Annotated in this window: 21 protein-coding genes and 1 other RNA gene; 18 read left to right on the top strand and 4 right to left on the bottom strand. The window is 60.5% G+C overall.

Annotated elements, in window-relative coordinates:
* Positions 1 to 70: 70 nt before the first annotated feature.
* Entirely contained in the window at positions 71 to 1,867 is a 1,797-nt protein-coding gene (locus tag BN3002_RS00755) for a DEAD/DEAH box helicase (RefSeq protein ID WP_082628464.1), read from the bottom strand.
* A 234-nt stretch (positions 1,868 to 2,101) separates the two neighbouring features.
* On the opposite strand from BN3002_RS00755, the gene BN3002_RS00750 reads away from it, so the two are divergent.
* Entirely contained in the window at positions 2,102 to 2,731 is a 630-nt protein-coding gene (locus BN3002_RS00750; RefSeq protein ID WP_058236150.1) for a ferritin-like fold-containing protein, read from the top strand.
* Between the two features lie 12 nt (positions 2,732 to 2,743).
* On the opposite strand, the gene BN3002_RS00745 is transcribed toward BN3002_RS00750, so the two are convergent.
* Positions 2,744 to 2,968, bottom strand: coding sequence for a DUF3107 domain-containing protein (locus tag BN3002_RS00745; protein ID WP_058236149.1), 225 nt, complete (start codon positions 2,966 to 2,968; stop codon positions 2,744 to 2,746).
* A gap of 108 nt (positions 2,969 to 3,076) precedes the next feature.
* On the opposite strand from BN3002_RS00745, the gene BN3002_RS00740 reads away from it, so the two are divergent.
* Together BN3002_RS00740 and BN3002_RS00735 are read left to right on the top strand one after the other, a co-directional pair.
* A complete protein-coding gene (locus BN3002_RS00740) occupies positions 3,077 to 6,262 on the top strand; it encodes a PD-(D/E)XK nuclease family protein (protein WP_058236148.1) in 3,186 nt (1,061 codons plus the stop codon).
* A complete protein-coding gene (locus BN3002_RS00735) occupies positions 6,259 to 9,627 on the top strand; it encodes an ATP-dependent helicase (RefSeq protein WP_058236147.1) in 3,369 nt (1,122 codons plus the stop codon). Before BN3002_RS00740 ends, BN3002_RS00735 begins: the two co-directional genes overlap by 4 nt.
* Before the next feature lie 19 nt (positions 9,628 to 9,646).
* On the opposite strand, the gene BN3002_RS00730 is transcribed toward BN3002_RS00735, so the two are convergent.
* Positions 9,647 to 10,771, bottom strand: a complete 1,125-nt coding sequence (locus BN3002_RS00730; protein WP_227469144.1) for a phosphotransferase — start codon at positions 10,769 to 10,771, stop codon at positions 9,647 to 9,649.
* Between the two features lie 233 nt (positions 10,772 to 11,004).
* On the opposite strand from BN3002_RS00730, the gene BN3002_RS00725 reads away from it, so the two are divergent.
* Genes BN3002_RS00725 through BN3002_RS00695 form a run of 7 tightly spaced genes read left to right on the top strand, consistent with a single transcriptional unit; the run spans position 11,005 to position 15,558 of the window.
* On the top strand, positions 11,005 to 12,216 hold the full coding sequence (locus BN3002_RS00725) for a TadA family conjugal transfer-associated ATPase (RefSeq protein ID WP_058236146.1): 1,212 nt from the start codon (positions 11,005 to 11,007) through the stop codon (positions 12,214 to 12,216).
* Positions 12,213 to 13,073: a type II secretion system F family protein gene (locus BN3002_RS00720; RefSeq protein WP_058236145.1), complete on the top strand. Its 861-nt coding sequence runs from the start codon at positions 12,213 to 12,215 to the stop codon at positions 13,071 to 13,073. Before BN3002_RS00725 ends, BN3002_RS00720 begins: the two co-directional genes overlap by 4 nt.
* Positions 13,070 to 13,972 (top strand): type II secretion system F family protein, encoded by a 903-nt coding sequence (locus BN3002_RS00715; protein WP_070725559.1) that lies wholly within the window; start codon positions 13,070 to 13,072, stop codon positions 13,970 to 13,972. Before BN3002_RS00720 ends, BN3002_RS00715 begins: the two co-directional genes overlap by 4 nt.
* A gap of 55 nt (positions 13,973 to 14,027) precedes the next feature.
* Positions 14,028 to 14,237 (top strand): hypothetical protein, encoded by a 210-nt coding sequence (locus tag BN3002_RS00710; RefSeq protein WP_227469142.1) that lies wholly within the window; start codon positions 14,028 to 14,030, stop codon positions 14,235 to 14,237.
* 7 nt (positions 14,238 to 14,244) lie between these two features.
* Complete coding sequence (locus tag BN3002_RS00705; RefSeq protein ID WP_058236143.1) at positions 14,245 to 14,673, top strand: TadE family protein; 429 nt, start codon at positions 14,245 to 14,247, stop codon at positions 14,671 to 14,673.
* Positions 14,670 to 15,098, top strand: a complete 429-nt coding sequence (locus BN3002_RS00700; RefSeq protein WP_058236142.1) for a hypothetical protein — start codon at positions 14,670 to 14,672, stop codon at positions 15,096 to 15,098. The genes BN3002_RS00705 and BN3002_RS00700 overlap by 4 nt, the downstream gene beginning before the upstream one ends.
* The gene (locus tag BN3002_RS00695; protein WP_141757258.1) at positions 15,091 to 15,558 is read left to right on the top strand and encodes a hypothetical protein; all 468 of its coding nucleotides are present in this window, start codon (positions 15,091 to 15,093) and stop codon (positions 15,556 to 15,558) included. The genes BN3002_RS00700 and BN3002_RS00695 overlap by 8 nt, the downstream gene beginning before the upstream one ends.
* A gap of 66 nt (positions 15,559 to 15,624) precedes the next feature.
* Here BN3002_RS00695 and gdhA read toward each other — a convergent pair whose 3' ends face one another.
* Positions 15,625 to 16,986, bottom strand: a complete 1,362-nt coding sequence (gene gdhA, locus BN3002_RS00690) for an NADP-specific glutamate dehydrogenase (protein WP_058236140.1) — start codon at positions 16,984 to 16,986, stop codon at positions 15,625 to 15,627.
* 378 nt (positions 16,987 to 17,364) lie between these two features.
* Between gdhA and prfB the strand changes: the two genes are divergently transcribed.
* The 8 genes from prfB to BN3002_RS11070 all read left to right on the top strand — a co-directional run bounded on the left by prfB (position 17,365) and on the right by BN3002_RS11070 (position 24,496).
* Positions 17,365 to 18,489 (top strand): peptide chain release factor 2, encoded by a 1,125-nt coding sequence (gene prfB, locus BN3002_RS00685; RefSeq protein WP_058236139.1) that lies wholly within the window; start codon positions 17,365 to 17,367, stop codon positions 18,487 to 18,489.
* Between the two features lie 115 nt (positions 18,490 to 18,604).
* Positions 18,605 to 19,294: a cell division ATP-binding protein FtsE gene (gene ftsE, locus BN3002_RS00680; RefSeq protein ID WP_058236236.1), complete on the top strand. Its 690-nt coding sequence runs from the start codon at positions 18,605 to 18,607 to the stop codon at positions 19,292 to 19,294.
* A 7-nt stretch (positions 19,295 to 19,301) separates the two neighbouring features.
* Entirely contained in the window at positions 19,302 to 20,216 is a 915-nt protein-coding gene (gene ftsX, locus BN3002_RS00675; RefSeq protein WP_058236138.1) for a permease-like cell division protein FtsX, read from the top strand.
* Between the two features lie 12 nt (positions 20,217 to 20,228).
* Complete coding sequence (locus BN3002_RS00670; protein ID WP_058236137.1) at positions 20,229 to 21,593, top strand: peptidoglycan DD-metalloendopeptidase family protein; 1,365 nt, start codon at positions 20,229 to 20,231, stop codon at positions 21,591 to 21,593.
* 63 nt (positions 21,594 to 21,656) lie between these two features.
* Positions 21,657 to 22,184: an SsrA-binding protein SmpB gene (gene smpB, locus BN3002_RS00665; RefSeq protein WP_058236136.1), complete on the top strand. Its 528-nt coding sequence runs from the start codon at positions 21,657 to 21,659 to the stop codon at positions 22,182 to 22,184.
* A 125-nt stretch (positions 22,185 to 22,309) separates the two neighbouring features.
* Positions 22,310 to 22,686: a transfer-messenger RNA gene (gene ssrA, locus BN3002_RS10680) on the top strand.
* A 175-nt stretch (positions 22,687 to 22,861) separates the two neighbouring features.
* The gene (locus tag BN3002_RS00660) at positions 22,862 to 24,016 is read left to right on the top strand and encodes a tyrosine-type recombinase/integrase (protein WP_058236135.1); all 1,155 of its coding nucleotides are present in this window, start codon (positions 22,862 to 22,864) and stop codon (positions 24,014 to 24,016) included.
* A 312-nt stretch (positions 24,017 to 24,328) separates the two neighbouring features.
* Positions 24,329 to 24,496 (top strand): hypothetical protein, encoded by a 168-nt coding sequence (locus BN3002_RS11070; protein ID WP_157843494.1) that lies wholly within the window; start codon positions 24,329 to 24,331, stop codon positions 24,494 to 24,496.
* Positions 24,497 to 24,752: the final 256 nt, after the last annotated feature.

Raw genomic sequence — 24,752 nt, 5'->3', positions numbered from 1 at the left:
GACACAGATGCCCAAGGCCGATTCGTCAGCCTTGGGCATCTGTATGCGTGAAACTTCAGGTGGTGCCGACTTACTCAGCAGCCTCGGAACCACTGGAACGGCGGCGTACACGGCGGCGAGTGCCCTGAGTGCCCTCACCCTTGGCAGATCCAGAGTCGCTCTTGCGGCGACGCACACGCGTACGTTGACGACGCGGTGTCTCCTCAGATCCACCGTCCTGCGACGCTGCGCCCTTACGGCGGCCAGAGGAGCGACGCCCACCACCTCGACGCCCGGATCCTCGACCCGAACCACGCCCTGATCCGCGTCTCGGACCGTGATGCCCGCGACCGGTTTCTCCCAAATCCTCCACCTTTTCGGCTTGCAGACCCGCGCGCGTGCGCTGTGAACGCGGCAAACGGTCGGTGACATCGGTCGGGATATCCAAATCCGTGTACAAGTGATCCGACGTGTGGTACGTCTCAAGGGGGTCTGGCACGCCCAGCCCCAACGCTTTCGAGATCAGTGACCAGCGCGGCACATCATCCCAGTCCACGAACGTGACAGCGGTGCCGGATGCGCCTGCACGGCCGGTGCGTCCAATGCGATGCAGGTAGATTTTCTCGTCTTCAGGGCACTGGTAGTTGACCACATGTGTCACGTCGTCAACGTCGATGCCGCGTGCCGCCACGTCGGTGGCCACCAGCACGTCGATCTTGCCGTTACGGAATGCCCGCATTGCCCGCTCGCGCGCACCCTGACCCAGGTCACCGTGCAGCGAACCAACAGCAAAACCGCGATGCGTCAGATCCTCGCCCAGGCGCGCTGCCGTCCTCTTGGTGCGGCAGAAAATAATGGTGCGGCCTCGCCCTCGTGCCTGCAGAATACGGCTGATGACTTCCACCTTGTTCATCGCGTGCACGCGGTAAATGACCTGCTTGACTGTGCGCACCGTGGCGCCCTGATCCTCCGGATCCTGCGCACGGATGTGGGTCGGCTGGGACATGAAGCGGCGAGCCAGCGCCACTACCGGGCCAGGCATCGTCGCTGAGAACAGCATCGTGTGGCGCGTAGCCGGAACGCGTGCCAGCAAAGTTTCCACATCGGGCAAAAAGCCCAGATCCAGCATCTCGTCGGCTTCGTCAAGGACCACTGTCTTCACGCCGTTGAGCTTGAGCACGCGCCGCTTGAGCAGGTCGATCAGACGACCGGGAGTTCCCACAACGACGTCAGTGCCGCGTTCCAGCGAATCGATCTGCGGCTCGAACGCTACGCCACCATAAATCTCCGTGATGCGCACACCCAGTTTCGATCCGGCGACGCGCAGATCACCCGCCACCTGCTTGGACAGCTCGCGCGTGGGGAGCACAACCAGTGCCTGCGGGCAGTCAGGATTAAGCAGATCCGCATACGCCGGGCTCGCGGGCGCCACCAGCTCCTGAAGCAGTGGGATCCCAAAACCCAGCGTCTTGCCGGTACCGGTTTTCGCCTGGCCGATGATGTCATGCCCGTCCAGCGCCACCGGCAAGGTGAGTGCCTGAATCGGGAACGGGTGGGTAATGGAACGCTCCTCCAACGCCTGCACGATCGGCTCGCACACGCCGAAATCTGCGAATGAGCGTTCATCGAGGTGCGACGTGGAGCCGTCCTCGTCAGTGATGTCCGGGACTGCTTCGCCGGCGTGAGCGTCGAATGTTCCGTCGGCAATGTCACCCAGGCGCACCACCCCGGCTGAGTAGGTCACTGACGAGGGTGACTCGTCCTGAGGCTGCGCTTCGTTATCTGTCAAGGAATCAGTCACGATCCTGCTATCTCCATCTTCGGGACGTTGCCCGAGGTCAGGTGTGAATGCGATGCACTCACACACGAGGGGAAGCCGATCGCGCATTATCACTGGGCACATACACGCCTCATGTCGGGCGCCGTTGAATGTGCACGGACGCGGCAAAGATTTCACCAAGGTGAAAGCTCCGCGGTTCAGTCGGTATCTGACGGTGTCGTGTTGAGTCAAAGCGACCGGTCAACCGTATGTTCGTCTCCATGATATCCGTGTCGGCCGTATGAATGTGCAGGCGGTGAGGGTTATCACGTCCCACGGCTGTGATCGCGCTAGGCTGGAGCCATGCAACGTGTCTACGAAACTCCTTCACACGCCACCAGTGAAGCGCTCGGTTTTTTCGCGTACGGCGCGCTGGCGGCCATGACCCGTCTGGCCAAGGACGGTGACCAGGCGCCCACCATCGACGCCCATATCGCTCACATGGAAATGGCGGATCGCGCGTTCCAGTTCTTCACACAGATGGGAGTCTGGGCGCGTCACCGCGGGCTGGATCTGGCCGAGCTTGCCGACGAGTATTCAGGCATGTTTGACGACATTGACATGCGCACCCGGCCCAGTCAGTGGTGGGAACGCTCCGTCAAAACATACGTCACGCTGGGTATCCTGAGTGATCTGATGCGCGAAGTCGCCGTGTGCCACAAGCTGTTTGATGACGTGTCGGAGTCGTGGGATCTGGGTCAGGGCGCGTGGGTGGAAGAACACCTCGCGCCGCTGACTGCGCAGGACGGGCAGCTGGCCGCACGGTTGTCCTTGTGGGCCAGGCGCGTGGCGGGCGAGGTGCTCGGTCTGGCTCGTGCCACGCTGTTCACGCATCCGAATCTGGCGAAAGACGGCGACACGGCTGATGCCATTTCCGCCGAGGTCACCCGGCGTCACGGTGAGCGCATGGAGCGCATTAACCTCAAGCCCTGAGGTGGTTCATCTCTAGCTGACGGCGAAGCCCACTCGGCGAGGCTGTTCTGAGGCGATCGACACGTATGCCAGGGATGCTGCCGGTACGATGATGCGCTGTCCCCGACGGTCAGACAGGTCGAGGGCGGTCGAGTCTGCGGCTGTCTGCTTGACGAGGGCGACCAGGTCTTCCTCGTCCATGTCCACGTCAAGTTGAAGTTCGCGGGCAGCGCCTTGCACTCCGATTGCTATTTTCATGTGAAACTCCCTTTCGAGCCGGCCATATCCTGGTTCTCACCCTAGCAACGCTGCACCTCACGTACCGGATCGAACGCAAATGCACGTGCAGGATGTCACTATTAGGACATGGACATCACCACGACTCCGATTATCGCGCGTGAACAGCCAGTTCACGTTGCTGTTCCTCAGCTGGATCAGTATCAACGCGCAGTATGCGATGCGGTTGCCGCCGGGCAGCATGCTGTGGTGCGCTCCATGCCTGGATCGGGGCGGACGACGTGCGCACTGGCTGTTGTCCAACAGGCTGTGAACAGGTCAGACAACGTGATGATGCTCGTGCCGGATCGCAACCGGGCGGACTGGCTTCAACCCCGTGTGGAAGCGCTCGCACCGCACACTGTTCGCCCCGTGCGAACGCCGGCCGGCTGCGCCTATCAGGTTGTCTCCACGTGGCGCACCGTGCGCGCGGATCCACTCGGTCCCGTTCAACTGGTCACCGGAGCGGCAGAAGATCAACTCATAGCGGACCTGATGACGCGTCCCGGCATTAACTGGCCGGAATTCCTGCCTGAACAGATGCGTGACATGGCGGCCTTCCGCATGGAAGTACGCAACCTTTTCGCTCGCGCCGGTGAAGCAGGTATCAGCGGTGAGGAACTGGAACGAATTGGACGTGAGCGCGGTGCAGACGAGTGGGTGGCGTGCGGGCAGCTTCTGCAGGTGTACGAGGGGGGCCCCGACTTCGCTGTGGAAACGCGCGGCACAATGCTGGCTGACATGTCGCGCATACAGCGTGTGGCGGCTCAGGTGATCGATGGGTGGGATCGTGATGCCGCGCGCGTGGGGGTGAGCGCAGATGCGCCCATACCTGATGTGATCGTGGTGGATGATCTGCAGGACTGCACTCCCTCAACCGTCGAACTGCTCAGCGCGTGTGCGCGCAGTGGCACCAGGATCGTGGCATTTGCCGCTCCCGATGTTGCCGTGGCGTCCTACCGTGGAGGCGAACCCCACCTGGATGCGCGCCTGTCGCGCCGCCTGGGCGTTCCCCTGATGCAGCTGGGTGCCAACCGCCGCGGCACACCCGTACTGCGTCACATGGTCTACGACGCAGTTGAACGAATCGGCGTGCAGGCCTCGGCTGCGCACCGATTGGCAGAAGCTCAGGCATTGGGCGTGTCGGATGGGCAGGCAGACGATACGCCGGCGACAGGTGATGTGCATCTGCACGTCGTCGCAACCGATGCTCAGATGGGGGCGCAGTGCGCGCGGGCCGTGCGCCATGCTTTTCTGCATGAGGGGATGGACTGGACGGACCAGGTCATCATCGCGCGCTCCAGCAGCATCGTTGAACAGGTCAGGCGTCAGCTGATGCAAGGCTCAGTCCCCGTTGCTGGTGGTCAGCGCGCCTTCACATTCTCCGCAGAGCCAGCAACCCGGATTCTGCTTGAGCTGATCTGTGCCGATCCGGAAGATCCGGAGGATTTGCTCACGCACCTGATCGACTCGCCCTACATCCAGGTCGATCCTCTTGACGTGTCGCGAGTTCTGCGAGCGCTGAACCGGCAGTGCCGGGACGAAGGTGCAGGCAGTGCAGATGATGGCGACGACACTGATGCCCGCGTCCAGGAGGTGAGCATCGCTGATCTCATCGCTTCGCCGCAGATCCTCAACACGCTCAGTGATGACGACGACGCAGCGCAGGAGGCCGTGTCGCGCATCAGGGGTGAACTGCTCACAGCTCACCTGATGTGGAAAGCGGCCCAAGATGCCGCACAACTGACACCCGGCGTGGCACTGTGGCGCCTGTGGAACAGCAGCAGCGAACTGGGTGAGGAGCACTCAGTGGCGACCCGATGGCGCAATGGCGCCATTGCTGGAGGCACGGATGCCGCATGGTACGACGATCAGCTCGACGCGGTCCTGGCACTGTTCAAAGTTGCCGATGTCTACGAGCAGCGTGAGCCAGGCGCACGGGCAGGAGCTTTCGCGCAGCAGCTGCTCGGTGATGACGTACCAACCGATACGATCGCGCAGGCAGGGATTCGTCCTCGGGGAATCGAAGTACTGACACCGGCAGCCGCGATGGGGCGCGAATGGAAGCTCGTGCACATCGTGGGCGTGCAGGACGGTCAGTGGCCCAACATGACGGTGCGTGACCGAGTGCTGCGTTCCGACCTGATCGGGCAGGCTGACCCTGATCCCTCCACGCGGTTGGCGCGCCACCAGATCATGGAAGATGAACGCCGTCTGTTCGCCGCCGCTTTGTCCAGAGCTACGCGACGCGTGCAGGTTTATGCCGTGCTGAATGAGGACGAAGCTCCCTCGTCGTTCGTGGACCTGATTGCGCGATACAGTCACGCACCGCGCACCGAAGATGGAGACTGGATCGTTGAACGCGTACCTGCGCCCCTGAACATGGCTGGTCACGTCGCGCACCTGCGCCATCTTGCAGCTCAGGGTGGAAAAGAAAGCGAACAGGCCATTGAACTGCTTGCGGTGCTGGCACGCAGCGGTGTCAGCTATGCGAACCCGCGCTACTGGATGGGGACAGGCGGGGTGACGACCTCTGAGGTTACCGGCTCGAAAACGGTGCGCCTGTCACCCTCGAAAATCCAGGACATCCGCGATTGCCCGCTCAAATGGTTCTTCACGTCGATCGGCGCTGACCAGGCGCCGGGTGCCGCCCAGGAATTGGGCTCCCTCATCCATGCCATTGCTCAGCGTCACCCGCATGGACCACTCGATGTCATGATGAGCGAGTTGCGCGCCGCATATGACCTGCTGGACTTCGATGCGAACACACTGGCAGGACGCCAGCAGATCGCGCAGGCTGAACACATCATCGAGAACCTTGCCGCATATATGGAGGGAGTGCCCGGTCCGGTAGAGGTCGAACAATCCATTCACGCCACTATCGGTGATGTCATCGTGAGCGGGCGCATTGACCGGATTGAGCATGTGGACGGGAAGATACGCGTGGCGGACCTGAAAACAGGCAAGAGTGCCGTATCAAAGACCGCGGCTCAGGAACATCCTCAGCTCGCGTCCTACCAGGTGGCGCTGACAGTCGCAGGATATGAAATGACTGGAGCCCGCCTGGTGTACCTCGGAAAGAAAAACGTCGCGACGCGCGAACAGTCAGCAATGGACTCCGAACAGTTCACTCAATGGTGCGACCAGATGAAGCAGTGGGGACAGATGGCGCGCGGCCCACACTATCCGGCAACACCGTCAGAAGATGCATGCCGTTTTTGCCGTTTCGCTCAGAGTTGCCCTGCCAAAGATGGAGGACGGAGGACACTGCCATGACAACGCAGACGCTGACCCATCCTGAGATGACAGCCCGACGAATCGCGGAACTGACGGGCCTGCCGGTTCCCACCGCCGAACAACAACGCGTCATTGAAGCTGACATGGAGCCGCTCCTCGTTGTTGCCGGCGCTGGGTCAGGCAAGACCGAGACCATGTCGATGCGAGTGCTGCACATGGTCGCCGCGCGAGGACTATCCCCCGACCAGATCCTCGGATTGACCTTCTCACGCAAAGCAGCCGCTGAACTCGGTCAGCGGCTTCGAGCGCGCCTGAGCACACTGAGCCAGCACTGCGACGGCATCATCACCACTGAGGATCCGGTATGTATGACATACCACTCCTTCGCACAGCAAATCGTCCACGACCACGGGATGCGTCTGGGTATCGACCCGAACCAGCGTCTGATCGGACAGGCAGGCGCAGTCCAGATGATGACCGACATCGTTGAGATGTGGCCACACGATCTGGGAAGCGACAAGAGCGTATCCAGCCTTGTGGACAGCGCACTGGGTCTTGCCGGCCAAATCGCTGAACACGCAATGAGCATTGATGAGATGCGCGTATTCCTCGACGAATTCGGAACGGCGCTGCGGGAAATTGGCAAGCCGACCGGCGTACTCAAGAGCATGGTGGACACCAACGACCTGCGGCTGCGCCTCCTTGACCTGATCGACGCCTTCTCTGAACGCAAACGCAGTGAACGAGTCGTCGACTTTTCCGACCTGCTGATCTTGGCCAACCGGCTCGCCCACAGCGCGCCCGCTGTGCGCGACCAATTGAGAGCCGACTATCACGCCGTGTTTCTGGACGAATTTCAGGACACCTCCGTCATCCAGATGAAGTTTCTGGCGGCACTGTTCCACGATCACCCAGTGACAGCGGTAGGGGATCCCAACCAGTCCATCTACTCGTGGCGTGGTGCCTCAGCCGGATCGCTGAAATCATTCCTGGACCGCTTCTGTTCGGATACGCCTCACGTCGAGCAAACACAGTACCTCTCGACAGCGTTCCGAAACGACCGCATGATTCTCGATGTCGCCAACCACGTGTCCAGGCCGCTGCGTGAGGATTCCGACATACCGCAGCTCAAAACGCTCGAACAAACACTGACTGCTGACTTGGAGCGCGCGCGACGCGAAGCGGCTCCCGTTGCTGAACAGCAGCGCCTCGAACAGGCGGTTCAGGCTGCGCGCGAGCGCGCCCATGACGGAGTTGTGGACGTCGCCTTCGAGACCAGCACCCAAGACCAGGCCGAAACAGCGGCCCGCTTCCTCGTGAAGCACCGCCAGCGCCGAGGCTCCAGATGGTCAAGCGCGGCGGTGCTGTGCAGGCGAACCTCCGATTTTATTGCAGTGGAAAAAACACTTCGAGCACATGACATTCCTACCCAGGTAATTGGTTTAGGAGGACTGCTTCAACAACCTGCGGTCGCAGATGTGCGGGCAGCATTGCGATTGAGTGTTGACGTGAGCGATTCGCCTGCAGCACTGCGGCTGGTGACGAACCTCGACCTGGGAGCCTCGGATCTGCAGGTGCTCGGCAAGTGGGCCAGGGCACGAAATACGCGTACGCCGGGAGACCATCCCCTGACCTACCTTCTCGACGCTCTCGATACGCCTCCGCCCGTGCACTGGCGCGGCGATGATGCTTCTCCTGCGATCTCTGCAGCAGCAGTGGCGCGCGTCGAGGTCCTGTCCAGCAAACTGCGTGCCATCCGTGAATGGTCCGGGCATCCGGTGACAGATCAGGTGGAACGTGCCATCTCGATACTGGGAGTGGCAACCGATGCTATTGCCGACCCCATGCCCAACGACGGACGCGAAGCGCTGGATACGTTCGTGGATGTGGCCCGAAACTTTGAGAAAGATGCCCCTGATCCGTCGATGCGCGCATTCCTTGCGTGGCTGGATGTGGCCGAACAGGAAGAACGTGGCCTTGCCGGGCCGCACACCGACCCGGATCCCGATGCGGTGCAGATTCTCACCATCCACGGGGCGAAAGGTCTGGAATGGGACAGTGTGGTTGTCTACGGACTGGGGGATGGGATTTTCCCTTCTCACCGCTCGAACTCAGTGACGTGGCGCGATGACCCGCCCGGAGCGAGCGGATGGTTGGAGCGAAGCAGCGAGATTCCCTACCCGTTGCGAGGCGATGCCGACTACCTACCGGCCTTGACGATCGGTGAAGGGGAGGGGCGAACACCTCAGTCAGCGTTCAACAACTGGATTTCGCAGACCTATCGGCCTGAAATGGGCTGCCAGACGGAGCGCGAAGAGCGCCGTCTCGCATACGTCGCATTGACCAGGGCACGCCATCACATGCTGCTGACCGGTGCATGGGTGGCATCGTCAGCGAAATTGCACTTTCCCTCGCGCTATCTGATGGAACCACTTGAAGCTGGGCTGACGGCTGCTGACCCTGAACGTGCGATCGCGCCTCAACCTGAACCTGAAGAAGTCGCACAGCTCCTGGCCGCGCAAGACTCACCGCTCTTTCCGGCACCTCCTGACGTATCGCGCCAACGCATGACGCAGGTGGCTCACGCAGTGCAGGATGCGATGACACGGCATAGCGGTGAGGCGACCGATGGTGACACGCATCTGGCGCGCACCCCGCACCCGCTGGCCGCCGATACGCGCGTCCTTCTCGACGAGCATCTGCTGCGCAAACACGACGATGCGCTTGTTGTGCCACTGAGCCGCATTCCGGCAACCTCGGTGACACGACTGCTGAGCAGTCCAGATGAGTATGCGCGCGACTTGCGTCGGCCCATACCGCGCGAACCCAGCGACGCCGCGACCCTGGGGACACTGTTCCACTCATGGGTCGAACGCCAGCTGCGCATGGTCTCAGGTGAACTGTGGGATGAGCACATTCCCGGCGAAGAGACGCTTAGCTCGGCGCAACACAGGCGCTTTGACGCAATGAAAGGCATTTTCAACACCCTCCCCATTGTCAATACAGGAAAGCCGATCGCGGTAGAAGAACCCTTTTCGGTGCGGATCGGCTCCTTGAGTATTCCCGGCCGCTTCGACGCTGTGTTCGAAGATGCCGACGGCCGGACAGTGATCATCGACTGGAAAACAGGTCGCGCCCCGACGCGCAATCCAAGCGGAGCGCTCACCGCGCAGGCGCATCTGACTCAGTTGCGCCTCTACACCGCCGCATGGGCGCAGCGAAGCGGAACAGACCCGGACGACATTCATGCCCGCATCGTCTACCTGGGTGGTAATCCTTCCGTTCCAGCAGATCAGCGCATGTATTCCAGGGAAGCTCTGGACGCAATCGTGCGCGAATATGACTCACCGATCAACGACCTGGAAACCGCGTTGCAGGCAGTGTTCACGCAGTCGCCAGCATAGAGCGCGCCTGCGCGTCGCTTCAGGAAAACTGTGGGGGAGTGCGAGTCGGATCACCATCGGCATGCCGGTCAATGACGGACTCCACCTCGTCCATCGACACCGGCTCCGTCACGTTCTCAGGCGAAGCAGTCCAGGTTGGCGCGACGGGCTCTGCGGCAGGCTCAGGTTCATCCGCGGGGGCATTCTCATCCTTGGGTTCAGGCGCGAGCTCATGCTCCGTCAGCAGGTCATCGCCCACGTCGAGCGACACATCCGTCAACATCTGCGACGCGTCGCGAACGATCTCCTTGTCCTCGGCATGAAGCCCGTGAGACAGCCAGCGCACGATTGCCAATTCAGACAGCAACTGAGCGCGCGTCACCAGGTGCAAGTCCGTCGCCATCCTCGTCATCGAATACGACGACTGGAACGTTTCAAGGAAACCATCAGACGCCTGAGACAAAATCCACGCCACGTCGATCGCCGGATCACCCACGTGCGCAGAGGAAAAACCACTGATGGACAGCACGATCCCATCTGCGACCTTCACCGACTGCACATGCAGATCGCCGTGAACAGGGCACGGGCGGAAACGCCACAAAGCGTCATCATCTAAGGCAGCTCGCCAGCGGCGCACAAGATTCGCAGGAACCGTCACAGCTGCCAATACTTCCTGGAGGACAGCACGGTGGCGGTCACGGCACTCAGAGGCCGAATACTGCGGAACATTCACATCCGAATACGTTGAGACAGGCAGGTTATGCAAGCTGGCGATTGATCGGGCCAGCGAGGCCGGCAAAATACCCGACTGATCGAAGTCCTCATCACCCATGAAACGGCCCGCAAGATCCTGATGCACCATCACCGACACGCCCTCGCGGGTGCGGGCAATACCAGCAGGACGCGGCACATCAAAACCGACCTCACCCGTATCGTGAGCAGACGCCAGACGGGCAAGGACCGCCCACTGTGCCCTCAAATCCACACCGCCCACATCTTCATGCGGACACACCACGGTCCAGCGGTTCCCCTGATCATCGACAATGCCGGTCATGGAGACAACCTCGTCACTGAATTGAGGCTCACGTAAAGCCGCAACAGAAAGGCCGGGTACCGCCGCGGTCGCCAACGCAGCCAATTCAAGAGGTGTTCGTGGTGTACTCACCCTCTTACGGTACATGGCCTGTCCACACTTCGAGCCGCTTCATTAATGGTGTTTCACGCCCCGTTTGGGAAAAACTGCAGGTCACTGGCGCACCGAACGCTCACCGGTACCCAAACCCCCACCCGAAGTTATCCACAGTTCAGTAGAAAGGGTTCCCATCAGGATGCTACTTTGCTACGTTCGGTGACAGTAATCACAAGGACAGCCCACTGCAACGCGAAAGGAACGGCACGATGGCGAGCACGCCCGATACAGCCACACAGCTGCGCAGCGCACTCGCATCCCGCGGCATCGACCCTTTCGCGCACACCCAACGCGCCCGGCAGCTGGCCGAGGAAACCGTCACGCAGATGCTCGGGCCGCTCACCCCCGACGAAATCCACGAGCACACAGAAAACCTGCTGGCCGAGGTTATCGGCTTTGGCCCCCTCCAGCGGTATCTGGACGATCCAGAGGTTGAAGAAGTGTGGATCAACGACCCCTCGCGCATCTTCATCGCGCGAAACGGCCAACCCGAGCTGACCACATTGATCCTGTCCGACCAGCAGGTGCGAGACCTCGTGGAACGAATGCTGCACCATTCGGGCCGGCGCCTTGACCTGTCAGCACCCTTCGTGGATGCAATGCTGGCCGGCGGGGAACGCCTGCACGTCGTGATCCCTCCCGTGACCGGCCAGCACTGGTCAGTCAACATTCGCAAACACATTCAACGTGCCCGCTCGCTGCGCGACCTCGTCAATGTGGCCATGCTGCCCGAGTATGTTGCTGAATTCCTTTCCGCCGCCGTGGACAGTGGCTTATCCATCGTCGTGTCGGGCGCCACCCAGGCAGGAAAGACAACACTCCTGCGCGCACTATGCGGAGAAATCCCGGGCGCGCGCCGCGTCATCAGTTGTGAAGAAGTTTTCGAACTCGCATTGCCGGCTCGCGACTGCATTGCGATGCAGACACGCCCCAGCTCGATGGAAGGCACAGGCGAAATCACGCTGCGTGACCTGGTGCGTGAATCACTGCGAATGCGCCCCGAAACGCTCATCGTCGGAGAGGTGCGCGGTCCAGAAGCGCTCGACCTGCTGCTCGCACTCAACGCGGGTGTTCCAGGAATGGCGACCGTGCATGCCAACTCGGCCCGCGAAGCACTGTCGAAACTGTCCATGCTCCCCTTGCTCGCCGGCGAAAACGTCACCCCTCAGTTCGTTGTCCCCACGCTTGCGCACAGCGTTGACATCGTGTGCCACGTTGAACGCAACCACGACGGCACACGCGTTGTGTCCGAGGTGCTCGCCGTGCCCGGACGAGTCGAGGAGATGCGCATCGAATCAGCAGATCTGTGGTGCTATGACGGTGCCACGTGGGTGCGAGGCCGAGGCGCACTTGACGCGCATGAACGCTTCGCTCTGGCCCACCATGATCTGAGTGCCCTGCTGACGGGTGGGCCGTCATGAGCGCCACATTGATCGGAATCGTCCTGGGGATCGGTGTGGACTGCATCCTCCTGGCCTTCGTCGGCACACCTCAATTGCCGAGGTGGTCACCGAACTGGTGGCAGGCGTGGAACGACATCCTGATCAGGTCCGGAATTTCCTCCCTGACCCGCAGCACGCACGTCCTGGTCACGCTGGCGATCATGAGTGGTGTCTTCCTGGGCGTGCTGGCCTACACACGCACATGGACCGTGGCCATCGTGGTCGCACTGATGATCGCACCCGTTCCCACCATGGTGATCGTGGGTCGCGCTGCGCGCGTGACCAGGCAGACTCGAGCGGCGTGGCCCGATGTGGTGGATCAACTGGTGGCAGGTATCCGATCGGGTGCTTCCCTGCCCGAACTGCTCATCGACTGCGGTGAGCGCGGACCGCGAATCTTGCGTCCCTATTTCCTCACGTTCAGTACGGAGTACCGCGCTGACGGCAGATTCGACCATGCGCTGACGGGACTGAAAAACCGGCTCGCCGATCCGGTGGCAGACCGCATTATCGAAGCGTTACGCCTGGCACGCGATGTCGGCGGATCAGACCTGGCGGTCCTGCTGCGAGACCTGGGAGTCATGCTGCGTGAAGATGCACGCATCCGCGGAGAACTCGAAGCGCGCCAGTCATGGACAGTTAACGCAGCCAGGCTGGGAGTGGCAGCCCCGTGGATCGTGCTGGTGTTGATCTCCGCACAGGCCCAGGCCGCCAGCGCGTTTTCCACTCCACAAGGCGTGGTGATCCTCAGTGTGGGGGCACTGGTCTCGGTCGTCGCGTACTTCGTGATGAAGCAGATCGGCAAACTGGAAACGGAACGGCGGACCCTGCGATGAATGGGATGACGTGGGCGGCTGTCGCGATAGGGATGACTCTGGGTATTGGAATATGGCAGCTGGCGATTGCCATCCGTGCCCGCAACAATCTGCTCGCCGTGCGCGTGTGGAGCCAGCGCTCGGACACCACGTGGCCTTCCGATATGCCGGGCAGTCGGGTACGTTCACTGGCGGCGCAGTGGCTCGCACGCGTAATGGACGCAATTGGCTCCACATCCACCAGCGTTGTTCGCCGCCTGGAACTGCTCGGCTCGGGCAGGGAGCTCGCCACTTTTCGCCTGCACCAGTTCATTGCGGCAACCTGCTTGATGCTCCTGGCCGCAGTTGCGATCATCCCGCTGATTCACCGCACCCCCGCAGGAATCATGTCACTCATATGTGCTCTGGCGGTGGGTGCATTGACGGGGGCCGCACTGTGGGACCAGCTCCTGAGTGTGCAGGCCAGGCGTCGACAGCGTCAACTGGACAGTAGTGTCCCTGACGCCTCTGAGCTGCTCGCACTGGCAATCGGTGCCGGTGAATCGGTGCCGGCAGCCTTGTCGCGTGTGGCGGGAATCTCCCAGTCGCACTTGGCCCGCGAACTGAACCACACGGTCACTCAGATACGGATGGGCCGTGCCACCACGCGGGCACTGACCGACCTTGCCGCCCGCAATGATTCACCCAACTTGTCACGACTGTGTCAGACCCTTGTTACCGCCATCGAACGCGGAGCGCCACTGGCTCAGACCCTGCACGACCAGGCGCGCGACATTCGCGAAGTAACTCGGCAACGACTCATGGAACAAGGTGGCAGGAAAGAGATCGCCATGCTGTTCCCGATCGTCTTCCTGATCCTGCCCATCACTGTCCTGTTCGCACTGTACCCCGGGCTGCTTGCCCTCCAGATCGGACCGTGACATGCATATCCCAATACCACACCACCACCGCACCGACAGAAAAGAGAGAAACCCGATGCACACCTTCTTCCTATGGATCGCAACACTGACAGACAGGTTCATCCACCTGCCGACACAGCCTGACGAGGGAGACCGCGGCGACGTACCCGGATGGGTCCTCATCACGCTCATGACCGTCGCCCTCGTCATCGGAATATGGGCGATCGCCGGTCCGCAACTGCAAAACATGCTGGAACAGGCATTGTCTTCCGTCAACTTCGGGTAAGGCCACCATGACAACGCAGGAGCGGACGCATTGGAGCGAAGAAGGCTCAGAGGTGGTTGCACACGCCATGATGCAGGCACTGGTCGTCATCGTCTTCCTGATCCTCCTGCAAACCGCGTTCGCCCTGCACACCCGTAACCTGGCGATCTCTGCCGCCAGTGAGGGAGCACGCCGAGGAGCCCTGGTCGGCGCGGTCGACGCAGATGCCATCCAGCGAACCGGCGACCTGCTCGATGATTCTTTGGGGCAGGGACGCCCCCGTGACATTTCGACATCCCACCACCAGTGGCAGGGGCAGGACGCCCTCGTCGTGACAGTACGTACAACGATGCCTGTGTTCCTCACGTGGGGCCCACCCAACTGGCTCACCGTGCACGGACGCTCACTGGTGGAAGACGGTGAGCCGACCGCCCAGGCAGAAGGAACCGAACCGTGAGGGACACCAGGGCCGCGCGAGACATACGTGAAGACGGGAACGCCATCGTCGAATTCATCATGATGATGGTCGTGCTGGTCATCCCCGCGCTGTACATCGTTGTCACCCTTGCATCAGTGCAGGCGGCGGCGTTCGCAAGTGAATCATCCTCCCGTGAAGCCGCACGGCTTCTGTCGGCGGATCCGCAGCGCACTGAATTTGCATCACAGCAGGCGCACATCATCTTCGCAGATTTTGGGCTGCCCGCTCCAGAATCAGTCACGACGCGCTGCGACCCGTCATGTTCCACCAGCGGCGCCCTTCTGACGGTCACGGTCTCCACAACTGTTCCGCTGCCCTTGATCCCATCGTGGATCGGCGCTCGCGGAGTTTTCCCCGTCTCCTCGACGACGCAGGCAGTCATCGAGGGGGTGCGCATTGAATAGGAACCGATACCGGAGTGCTGCGCATCAGCCGCACAGTGAGGACGGCCGGATCACTGTTTTGCTCATCGGGCTGGTCACAGTGGCGTTGCTGGCCGTAGCAGTCGGCGTGGTTGTCACGTCCGTTCACCTTCAACAACGTGCGCTCCTGAGCTGCGCTGATCGAATCTCTGCAGCAGGCGCAGCAGTACTGTCTGCGGAGAACTACTACGGCGAAGGTGGCGCCGAACTCGCAGCGCCATCTGAAAGCGGGGCGAGGCAGGAAGCCTTCAGAACCCTGGAGCGCCTGTTAACGACCACGTGCGCAGTGGGGCAGGGCGTAGACATAACGGATCTGACGGTCGGAGAAAACGTCATTCAGGTCACTGTGCGCACTCAGGCCACATTGCCGTTGCTGCCGCCCGTTCTGCAAGGCGTTGCCGCGCCCACCATGACGCAGTCCTCATCGGCGCGCACCGTCTGAACATTCAGGCGCCGCAGCAGTGTGAGATCCGCTGCGGCGCCTGTCAGATTACTCGTGATGAGTCAATCAGATGACACCCATCGCCAGCATGGCGTCAGCCACCTTCAGGTAGCCAGCCAGGTTCGCGCCAGTCTGGTAATCAGCTTCCGCGCCGTACTCATTGGCAGCACTCAAGCAGTTGTCATGAATGGTCGCCATGATCTCGTGGAGACGGTTGTCGGCATGCTCAAAGGTCCATGGATGACGAGCAGCGTTCTGCTCCATCTCCAGAGCTGAGGTCGCCACGCCACCAGCGTTCGATGCCTTTCCAGGAGCAAACAGGACACGGTTATCGTGGAACAGGTCGGTCGCCTCCGGAGTGGTCGGCATGTTCGCACCCTCAGCAACAAGATGCACACCGTTGTCAATGAGCTGGCGTGCGTTCGCCTCGTCCAGTTCATTTTGCGTCGCGCACGGAAGTGCCACATCACAGGCAACCTCCCACGGCTTTGCACCTTCAACGAACTTTGCGGAAGGACGCCGATCGGCGTACTCCTTGATGCGGCCGCGCTCGACCTCTTTGATCTGTTGGAGCAGTTCGAAGTCGATGCCGTCCTCGTCCAGCACGTAACCGGACGAATCGGAAGCGGTTACCACGTGAGCGCCGAGCTGTTGTGCCTTCTGGATGGCGTACAGTGCGACGTTTCCGGAACCGGACACAGTCACGCACTTGGAGTCGAGGGATTCGCCCTGCGCCTTGAGCATCTCGTCGGTGAAGTACACCAGGCCGTAACCCGTTGCCTCGGTGCGCACCTCGGAGCCTCCCCAGGTGATGCCCTTGCCGGTCAGCACACCCGCGTCGTAACGGTTCGTGATGCGCTTGTACTGTCCGAACAGGTAGCCGATTTCGCGCCCGCCCACACCGATGTCGCCCGCGGGGACGTCGGTGTTTTCACCGATGTGGCGGTACAGCTCAGTCATGAAGGACTGGCAGAAACGCATGATCTCGCCGTCTGACTTGCCCTTGGGGTCGAAGTCGGAACCGCCCTTGCCGCCGCCGATTCCCAGGCCGGTCAGGGAGTTCTTGAAGATCTGTTCGAAGCCGAGGAACTTGATGATCGACAGGTTGACGGAGGGGTGGAAACGCAGGCCACCCTTGTAGGGGCCAAGCGCCGAGTTGAACTCAACGCGGTAGCCGCGATTGACGCGCACGTTGTTGTCATCATCTACCCACGGAACGCGGAACATGATCTGGCGTTCAGGTTCGCACAGGCGCGTGATGATGGAGTAACGGTCATCGTCAGGACGGCTGCCTTCGAGGCGTCCCAGTGACAGGAACACTTCGTAGACGGCTTGCAGGAACTCCGGTTCTGACGGGTTGCGCTCCTGGAGCGCGTGGAACTGTGACTGCAGGGAATCGCTTAAGCGAGAAAGATCTAAATCGGTCATGGAAAAATTGTGGCAGACGCGGAAGACTTTGCCGACTACCTTTCCATTATTTGGTTATTTTTACTTCAAGGTATTCCCATATCGGTGCCGAGGGTGCACAATAAGGACGTCTTTTACCCCTGAGGTGCCGTGCGTGTGGGTAGGGGTTTTCTTATGCGATGAACGAGGGAGTCGCGCGCCAACATGCGGTTTTCCAGTCGCCATTGAAAAATCGAGCGGCCTCCTGCCACGCGCCGCAAAGTAAAGAAGTGGTCAAATAAACGTTAGTGTGACATGAAACGTTGAGGCATCGCACGGTCGGCCGCTTATTGGCGGTGGGTCAGATGTATAACAGCAGGGGAGTCCTGATCGCTGCCCTCGATCGTTTACAGTGGGAGGGTGACCATCGAGTTTTCTGAAGAAATACCAGCACTGCGCACCACTATGGAGAATATTCTGGCTGTCTCCCAGCCGGATAAGCTGCGATCCACGATTGCTGACTTGTCCAGGCAGGCGGCCGCACCTGACCTGTGGGATGACGTGGAACATGCGCAGGAAGTGACCACTGCACTGTCGCATGCGCAAAATGAACTCGAACGCCTCACCACCATGGAAGAGCGTATTGACGACCTCGAAGCGATGGTGGAGCTGGCAGGTGAAGATTCCGATGAGTCGGGCGATCTGCTGGATGAAGCGGAAAATGATCTGCAGGCAATCCGTGATGACCTGTCATCGTTGGAAATCCGCACATTGCTGGATGGTGAATACGACGAGCGCAACGCCGTGGTCACCATTCGTTCAGGTGCCGGCGGTGTGGATGCCGCCGACTTTGCCGAAATCCTCATGCGGATGTACCTGCGCTGGGCGGAGCGCCACGGCTATCCCACTAAAGTGATGGATACCTCGTACGCGGAAGAAGCCGGAATTAAGTCCGCTACCTTCGAGGTGCAGGCACCCTACGCGTATGGCACCTTGTCAGTGGAGGCCGGTACGCACCGTCTCGTGCGCATCAGCCCGTTCGACAATCAGGGCCGACGCCAGACATCTTTTGCCGCCGTCGAGGTGATCCCGCTGATTGAGTCAACGGACCACATTGATATTCCTGAGTCGGATCTGAAAGTTGACGTCTTCCGCTCGTCGGGGCCTGGTGGCCAGTCCGTGAACACGACGGATTCGGCTGTCCGTATGACCCACGTGCCGACCGGCATTGTTGTGTCGATGCAGGATGAGAAGTCTCAGATCCAGAACCGCGCGGCAGCCCTGCGTGTGTTGCAGTCACGTCTGCTGGTGTTGCGTCACGAGGAAGAGCAGGCCAAGAAGAAGGAACTGGCTGGCGACGTGAAAGCCTCGTGGGGTGACCAGATGCGCTCCTATGTCCTGCAGCCCTATCAGATGGTCAAGGATCTGCGCACCGAGTTCGAATCAGGGAACCCGCAGGACGTGTTCGACGGCGGTATTGACGATTTCATTAACGCAGGGATCCGCTGGCGCAAGAACCAGCAGAACGAAGCTGAATCGGCCTGATGCGAGGTGGTGACGCGCGCAGAATGCGCGCGTCCGCGTGTCGCACGCCGGCCATGAGGGCGAATGCCCATAGTCTGACAATGATCTGTTGTCTGATGAAAACGGCGTTCTGTTCATGATTCGATTTGACCACGTCACCATGGTGTACAAGCCGGGTGCGCGCCCCGCCCTCGACGATGTGTCCCTTGAGGTTGAGCGCGAAGAATTTGTCTTCCTGGTGGGCAAATCAGGTTCCGGCAAATCGACGTTCCTGCAGCTGGTGATGCGAGAAAATATCGCCACTTCGGGGCATGTGTGGGTTTTGGGGCACGATGTTGGTGAACTGACACGCTGGGCCGTGCCGAAACTGCGCCGCCAGATTGGAACGGTCTTCCAGGACTTCCGGCTGCTCGAATCCAAGACCGTGTATGAGAACGTCGCCCTGGCCATGCAGGTCATCGGAAAACCCAAGCACGCGATCCAGACGGCTGTACCGGACGTGCTGGAACTGGTGGGACTGTCCGGTAAGGAAAAACGCCTGCCTCACGAACTGTCCGGCGGTGAGGAACAGCGCGTGGCGATCGCGCGCGCAATGGTGAATCGGCCGTCCCTGTTGCTGGCTGACGAGCCGACCGGCAACCTTGACCCGGATACGTCGCTGGGCATCATGCGCCTGCTTGACCGCATTAACCGCAACGGCACCACTGTTGTGATGGCCACGCACGACGCCGACATCGTCAACCAGATGCGTAAACGCGTCATCGAGCTTCAGGACGGCACAGTGGTGCGCGATCAGTCCCGTGGTGTCTACGGAGCAGCAAGGTGATCGAGGGATGAAACTACGCTTTATCTTTTCCGAGGTCGGCAAAGGCCTGACCCGTAATCGCGCGATGTCGGTGGCCGTCATCATCGTCACCTTCGTGTCACTGCTGTTCGTCGGCGTGGCCGGCCTGGCGCAGATGCAGGTCAACCGCATGAAGTCCGACTGGTACGACAAGATCGAAGTGTCGATCTACATGTGCGCACAGGGCGATGAGATCCCCTCGTGTAACGCCGAGGAAGCCACCGGCGACCAGATTGACGCGGTGCGTACCAAGCTGACGTCCGGTGAGCTGGCCCCACTGATCAAGGACGTGTACGAAGAATCGAAGGAAGAAGCGTTCGAGAACTTCCAGAAAATCATGGGGGAGAACCCGATTACGCAGTGGACCACGGTGGACATGATGCCGATTTCGTTCCGCGTGCGCCTGGTTGACCCTCAGCAGTATTCGATCATCAAGGAAGAATTCTCCGGCACTCCCGGCGTGGCGCAGGTCAAGGATCAGCGCGAAATTGTGGAGCCGCTCTTCTCCGTGATCGACAAAGCCAAGCTGATGTCACTGGGGCTGGCCGGCGTCATGATTGTGGCGGCCATCTTGCTGATCACAACGACGATCCGCCTGTCCGCGATGAGCAGGGAACGTGAGACGTCGATTATGCGACTTGTCGGTGCGTCCTCGCTGTTCATTCAGGCTCCCTTCATGATCGAGGGTGCTCTGGCCGCTCTGACTGGCGCGCTGCTCGCTGTTGGGTCGCTCTTCCTGGGTGTGAAGTTCGTGATCGGCGGGTGGATCGCTCCGGCGTTCAAGTGGACAAGCTTTGTCGGCATGCGCGAAGTGTGGATTATGACTCCGGTGCTGGTTGTGGCAGCGCTGCTGCTGGCGGTAGTCGCGTCGGCGTTCTCGCTGGCAAAGTATACGAAGGTTTAAAGCGAGGGTGCGATGAGTCAGGTTCGTCAGGTTCGAGGGCGCCGCCGCCGTGCCGCCCTCGCTGTGGGAACAACGGTTGCGTTTATCAGTGCTCTAGGCATCGCCGGCCGCGCTGATGGCGACGCGTTGGCAGCCCCAGCGCAGGCCGCGCCATCACCTGCAGTGCTGATGCCCGCAGCTGACGGTGATGATGATCGCGACTCGGTGGCTCGCAAGCAGGCGGACTCGGCTCAGCATATTGATGAGCTGACCAGTCAGCTTGAGGGAATTGATTCGTCACTGGCGCAGGTGTATGTGGATCTGGAACGTCTCAACGGTCAGATCCCGGGGGCTGAAGCTCAGTTGAAGTCAGCGCAGCAGGCGTTCGAGGCGGCTGACCGCCAGCACCAGTTGGCGCTTGACCAGCTCGACAGTGCTGAAGCTGAGCAGAGCCGTATCGCTCGGGAAATTGATGAAGCTGAAAAGCAGCAAGACGAAGCCAACCAGGCGATCGGTGCCCTCGCCCGTGAAATGTATCGCGGCGACATGTCCAGCCCAGAACTGCTGGCTCTGACCTCGCAGGGGACGGGAGAAATCGGGGATCGTGCAGCTGCGGCTGACACGTTGACGCGTTCGCACACCCGTGCGCTCAATGAGGCTCTGGCGTTGAAGGCTCGCCAGGAAAACCAGGCGCAGCGTCAGGAAGCTGTCACGGAGCGGATCGCAAACCTTGAACAGACAGCACGCCAGGCATCCGAGCAGGCGCGCACCTCCAAGGAAGAAGCCGATAAACATCTGAGCGAATTGACGGCGATGAAGTCGGATCGCGATCAGAAGAAGAAAGAATGGGAGAGCCAGAAGAAGACGGCTCAGAGCCAGTTGACCAAGTGGCAGGAAGAATTTGACGCGATGAGTGCCAAACTTGCTGAGATCGATGCCGCTAACCGCGCCGCAGCAGCTCAGCAGGCAGCCACGTCAGGCAACTTCGCGCCTGCTGGATCCATGTTCACCTCTCCGCTGCATATTCCGCTGCAGATCACTTCTCCCTTTGGGTGGCGTCACCACCCGATTCTGGGTGTGGACAGGTATCACAACGGAACTGACTTTGCTGCTCCGTGTGGTTCTCCCCAGTATCCGATTGCTCCGGGGACGGTGGTGGCTGCTCAGCAGGAGACGGCCGGCGGCAACGTGCTGTACATCAACCACGGCATGATTAACGGTCATTCGTGGGTTTCTGCGCACGTGCACCTGTCGAGTTTCGCTGTGCCGGTGGGTGCTCACGTGGACCGTTCGACCGTTGTGGGATATACCGGTGCGACGGGGTATGCGACCGGATGTCACCTGCACCTGTCGTTGATGCAGGACGGTGTGGACGTTGATCCGACCGATTTCCTGTAGAATGGGTGGCTGCTGAGTGAGCGGTGCTGGAGGGTACCCTCGTCAATCCTGGGAGGAGGGGACATGCCGAAGGACTGGAAGAAACCGAAACTGAGCGAGGCGCAGAAGCGCAAGGAAGATTCTGACGCGAAGAAGATGATTGCACGCAACAAGAAGGCGCTGCATGACTATTCGATAGATGAGTCGTTTGAGGCCGGTCTTGTCCTGTCCGGGACCGAGGTCAAGGCGCTGCGGATGGGACGCGCGTCGCTGGTTGATGCGTGGGTGGAAGCGCGCGATGGGGAAGCGTGGCTCTATCAGGCGAATATTCCCATGTATTCGCAGGGTTCCTGGAACAATCACACGCCGACCCGTAAGCGCAAGCTCCTGCTGCATCGTGATGAGATTGCACGTCTGGAACAGCGCAGCCAGGCCAAAGGTATGACGATTGTGCCGTTGGAACTGTATTTTGTGCGCGGGCGCGTCAAGGTTGAGATTGCGCTTGCCCAGGGCAAGCAGGAGTGGGACAAGCGTCAGGCGTTGCGCGAGGCTCAGGATAAGCGTGAGGCGGAGCGTGCGATGCGGCGCTACGTGAAGCAGGCTCGTCACTGACGAGGGTGGCCGGCCTTGCTGGTTTCAACTGGATATTGAAAGTGTACCGACTGCTCGCTATACTTTGATGTCCGGCGCTGGTGACGCTGCGAAAGTGGCACAGCGACGGGTTTGTGAATTACATAGGGGATGATCGGTTTCGACGGTGGTCGTCAATCGAGGGGAAGCGGGTCGAGGACGCATGCTCATCTCGTCAACGATGCGTGCAAACCAATAGGTGCCGAACAGAATCGCACCGACTACGTTCTCGCCGCCTGATATTGCGGCTTGAGAGCCTTTAGTCCGTCAGCCCGGGTGATGCTCCCAGCCCGGATCCTGGCGTCGTTTCGGGAGCCACTGGATGGGCGCCTTGTCAGTGGGCGGTCGTCAACACTTAGCTGACTAAGCTTGCCTCATCTGGTTTGTCAGTAGAGGCGGGTCGAAAATCTTTTGGCAAACTGCACCCGGAGAAGACCTCGGGGGCGGCTGTCGGACGGGGGTTCGATTCCCCCCATCTCCACTTTTGCCCCGCTGCCTCGTTGAGGTGGCGGGGTTTTTCGTTGCAATAGTGCGGAATACTCCCTATCCGTAGTTGTGTGGTTGTTTGTGGTTTATAGTGGTGTTTGTTGGTTTCGTGTTGCACGTGGGTTGCACGACAAGTTGCACGCCAGACTTCGTGCAACAGTGAGGAGAGGGTCGTGGGCAAGCGTCGAGGATTTGGAAACATTCGCAAACTGCCGTCCGGCAGGTTCCAAGCGTCCTACCGTGGCCCCGATGGTGAGCGGCACAACGCGCCGATCACTTTTGAGCGCAAGCGTCAGGCTGAGCAGTGGCTCGCCACAGTGCAGGCCAGTATCGCTACCGGCACGTGGCAGAGCGAGGAAGAGCAGAAGCAGGAACGCGTGTCACGGCTGGAGGCTGAGCAGGCCGCAGCGTTGACGTTCACCGACTGGTCGGAGCGCTGGCTCGCGTCGTTGGAGAGTATTGGCAGGGCTGAAAAGACTATCCAGACATACACGTACAGGGTCAGGCAGCTCAGGGAGGTGTTCGGGAGCACTCCCATAGTGCTCATCACGCCTGACAGTGTGCAGGACTGGTACGACCAGTCGATGCGAGTGCGCGGCCAAGGCGTGACGCGGCCCTTGTACATGACGCTCTCGTCGTGCCTGGGAGCAGCAGTCAAGGCTGGGAAGCTCACACAATCGCCGTGCCGCGTGCAGGGAGGGCAGCAGCACAAGCCAGTCGCAGACCCACAGCGTCAAGTGGCAACACCAGCAGAGGTGCTGGCGTGCGCCGACGCGATGCCACCAAGCCTGAGGTTGACTGTCCTGTTGGCTGCGTGGTGCGCGCTCAGGGAGGGTGAGATCATTGGGCTCAGGCGCAAAGACTTCATGCTGACCAGCTCGCCTGTGGTGCGTGTGGAGCGGCAAATACAGTACCTTGCGGGTCGTGGCCCTGTGGTGGTGCCTCCGAAGAGTGAGACAGGCAGACGCGCAATCAGCATCCCAGCGTCACTCGTGCCGGTCATACAGGCGCACCTGGACGAGTGGGCAGCACCAAGCGCGGGCGGGCTGGTGTTCCACAGGGAGGGCGACCTGAGTATGCCTGTGCATCCGAATACGCTCAGAGGAGCGTGGAACCGGGCGCGCGCGTCAGCAGGGATACCGTGGTTCAAGTTCCACGACCTGCGCCACACTGGACTGACCATTTACGCGCAACAAGGCGCAACGCTCGCTGAACTCCTGCACCGTGGCGGCCATAGTGATGTGGAGGTGGCTTTGAGGTATCAGCACGCGACCGCAGAACGCGACCAAGCACTTACCACCATGATGAATAGCCAGATCATCGTGTGAAACCGCGCGCATAAGAGAATCGCGTGCCTGCGTGAGGAAAGGATGGTTGAAAAGTTGGATGAGTGGGCGGATCCCGCTTGACACATACATATGTAGCTATGTATAATAGGGGTATGGAAGGAGGAAAAAGAAATGGAGCTAGCCGGAATTGCCGGAATCCTCTTCGGGATCGCAGCGATCATCAACGCTACAGCATCCCTCATCCGAGCCATTAAAGCCCGAGACAAACGGAGGAAACGGTAAAAGGATCGGCTCCCGAAAGTAAACGACGTACCTTCGAGAGCCATCCAGCTCCATTTCACCACACGAGGAATGAAAAACAAAACATACCCATACGTCCTGCTGGCTTACATACTGGCAGCACTCGCATTCATCGGCGGACACCAAGCCCTAGCAATTGCAGGCGCTGTGCTCGCAACCATCGGCGCGCTGATCGCCGCGATAGCTCTTGTTGTGCGCGCAAGGAAAAACAGTGCCTAAACGCTACCTATCACGCTCGGAGTTCGCTCAACGTATCGGCGTCAAAACAGGCACCCTAGCGCGCTACAAAATCCCTGAACCCGATGTCATCATCGGATCAGGGCCACGCCCAACCTTCGGATGGCTACCCGAAACAATCGACCAATGGAACCGGAACCGGCCAGGCCGAGGCAACCGCACCAGAACCAAATAGAAGAACAAGACGCTGCCCACCGGGGCACAGGCCTCTTTGAGGGGGTGGCCTGTTTCGTTTCGG

Source organism: Actinomyces ihuae, from assembly GCF_001457875.1.
Lineage (GTDB): Bacteria > Actinomycetota > Actinomycetes > Actinomycetales > Actinomycetaceae > Pauljensenia > Pauljensenia radingae_A.
This window is presented reverse-complemented; position numbering and strand designations above follow the sequence as displayed.

Bases quoted from the DNA above. Each gene is read 5' to 3' on its own strand.
- ftsE (WP_058236236.1), top strand. From the start codon at position 18,605: ATGATTCGATTTGACCACGTCACCATGGTGTACAAGCCGGGTGCGCGC.
- BN3002_RS00750 (WP_058236150.1), top strand. From the start codon at position 2,102: ATGCAACGTGTCTACGAAACTCCTTCACACGCCACCAGTGAAGCGCTC.
- BN3002_RS00670 (WP_058236137.1), top strand. From the start codon at position 20,229: ATGAGTCAGGTTCGTCAGGTTCGAGGGCGCCGCCGCCGTGCCGCCCTC.
- BN3002_RS00745 (WP_058236149.1), bottom strand. From the start codon at position 2,968: ATGAAAATAGCAATCGGAGTGCAAGGCGCTGCCCGCGAACTTCAACTT.
- BN3002_RS00720 (WP_058236145.1), top strand. From the start codon at position 12,213: ATGAGCGCCACATTGATCGGAATCGTCCTGGGGATCGGTGTGGACTGC.
- BN3002_RS00735 (WP_058236147.1), top strand. From the start codon at position 6,259: ATGACAACGCAGACGCTGACCCATCCTGAGATGACAGCCCGACGAATC.
- BN3002_RS00740 (WP_058236148.1), top strand. From the start codon at position 3,077: ATGGACATCACCACGACTCCGATTATCGCGCGTGAACAGCCAGTTCAC.
- BN3002_RS11070 (WP_157843494.1), top strand. From the start codon at position 24,329: ATGAAAAACAAAACATACCCATACGTCCTGCTGGCTTACATACTGGCA.
- ftsX (WP_058236138.1), top strand. From the start codon at position 19,302: ATGAAACTACGCTTTATCTTTTCCGAGGTCGGCAAAGGCCTGACCCGT.
- BN3002_RS00725 (WP_058236146.1), top strand. From the start codon at position 11,005: ATGGCGAGCACGCCCGATACAGCCACACAGCTGCGCAGCGCACTCGCA.
- BN3002_RS00705 (WP_058236143.1), top strand. From the start codon at position 14,245: ATGACAACGCAGGAGCGGACGCATTGGAGCGAAGAAGGCTCAGAGGTG.
- smpB (WP_058236136.1), top strand. From the start codon at position 21,657: ATGCCGAAGGACTGGAAGAAACCGAAACTGAGCGAGGCGCAGAAGCGC.
- BN3002_RS00710 (WP_227469142.1), top strand. From the start codon at position 14,028: ATGCACACCTTCTTCCTATGGATCGCAACACTGACAGACAGGTTCATC.
- gdhA (WP_058236140.1), bottom strand. From the start codon at position 16,986: ATGACCGATTTAGATCTTTCTCGCTTAAGCGATTCCCTGCAGTCACAG.
- BN3002_RS00715 (WP_070725559.1), top strand. From the start codon at position 13,070: ATGAATGGGATGACGTGGGCGGCTGTCGCGATAGGGATGACTCTGGGT.
- BN3002_RS00755 (WP_082628464.1), bottom strand. From the start codon at position 1,867: ATGCGCGATCGGCTTCCCCTCGTGTGTGAGTGCATCGCATTCACACCT.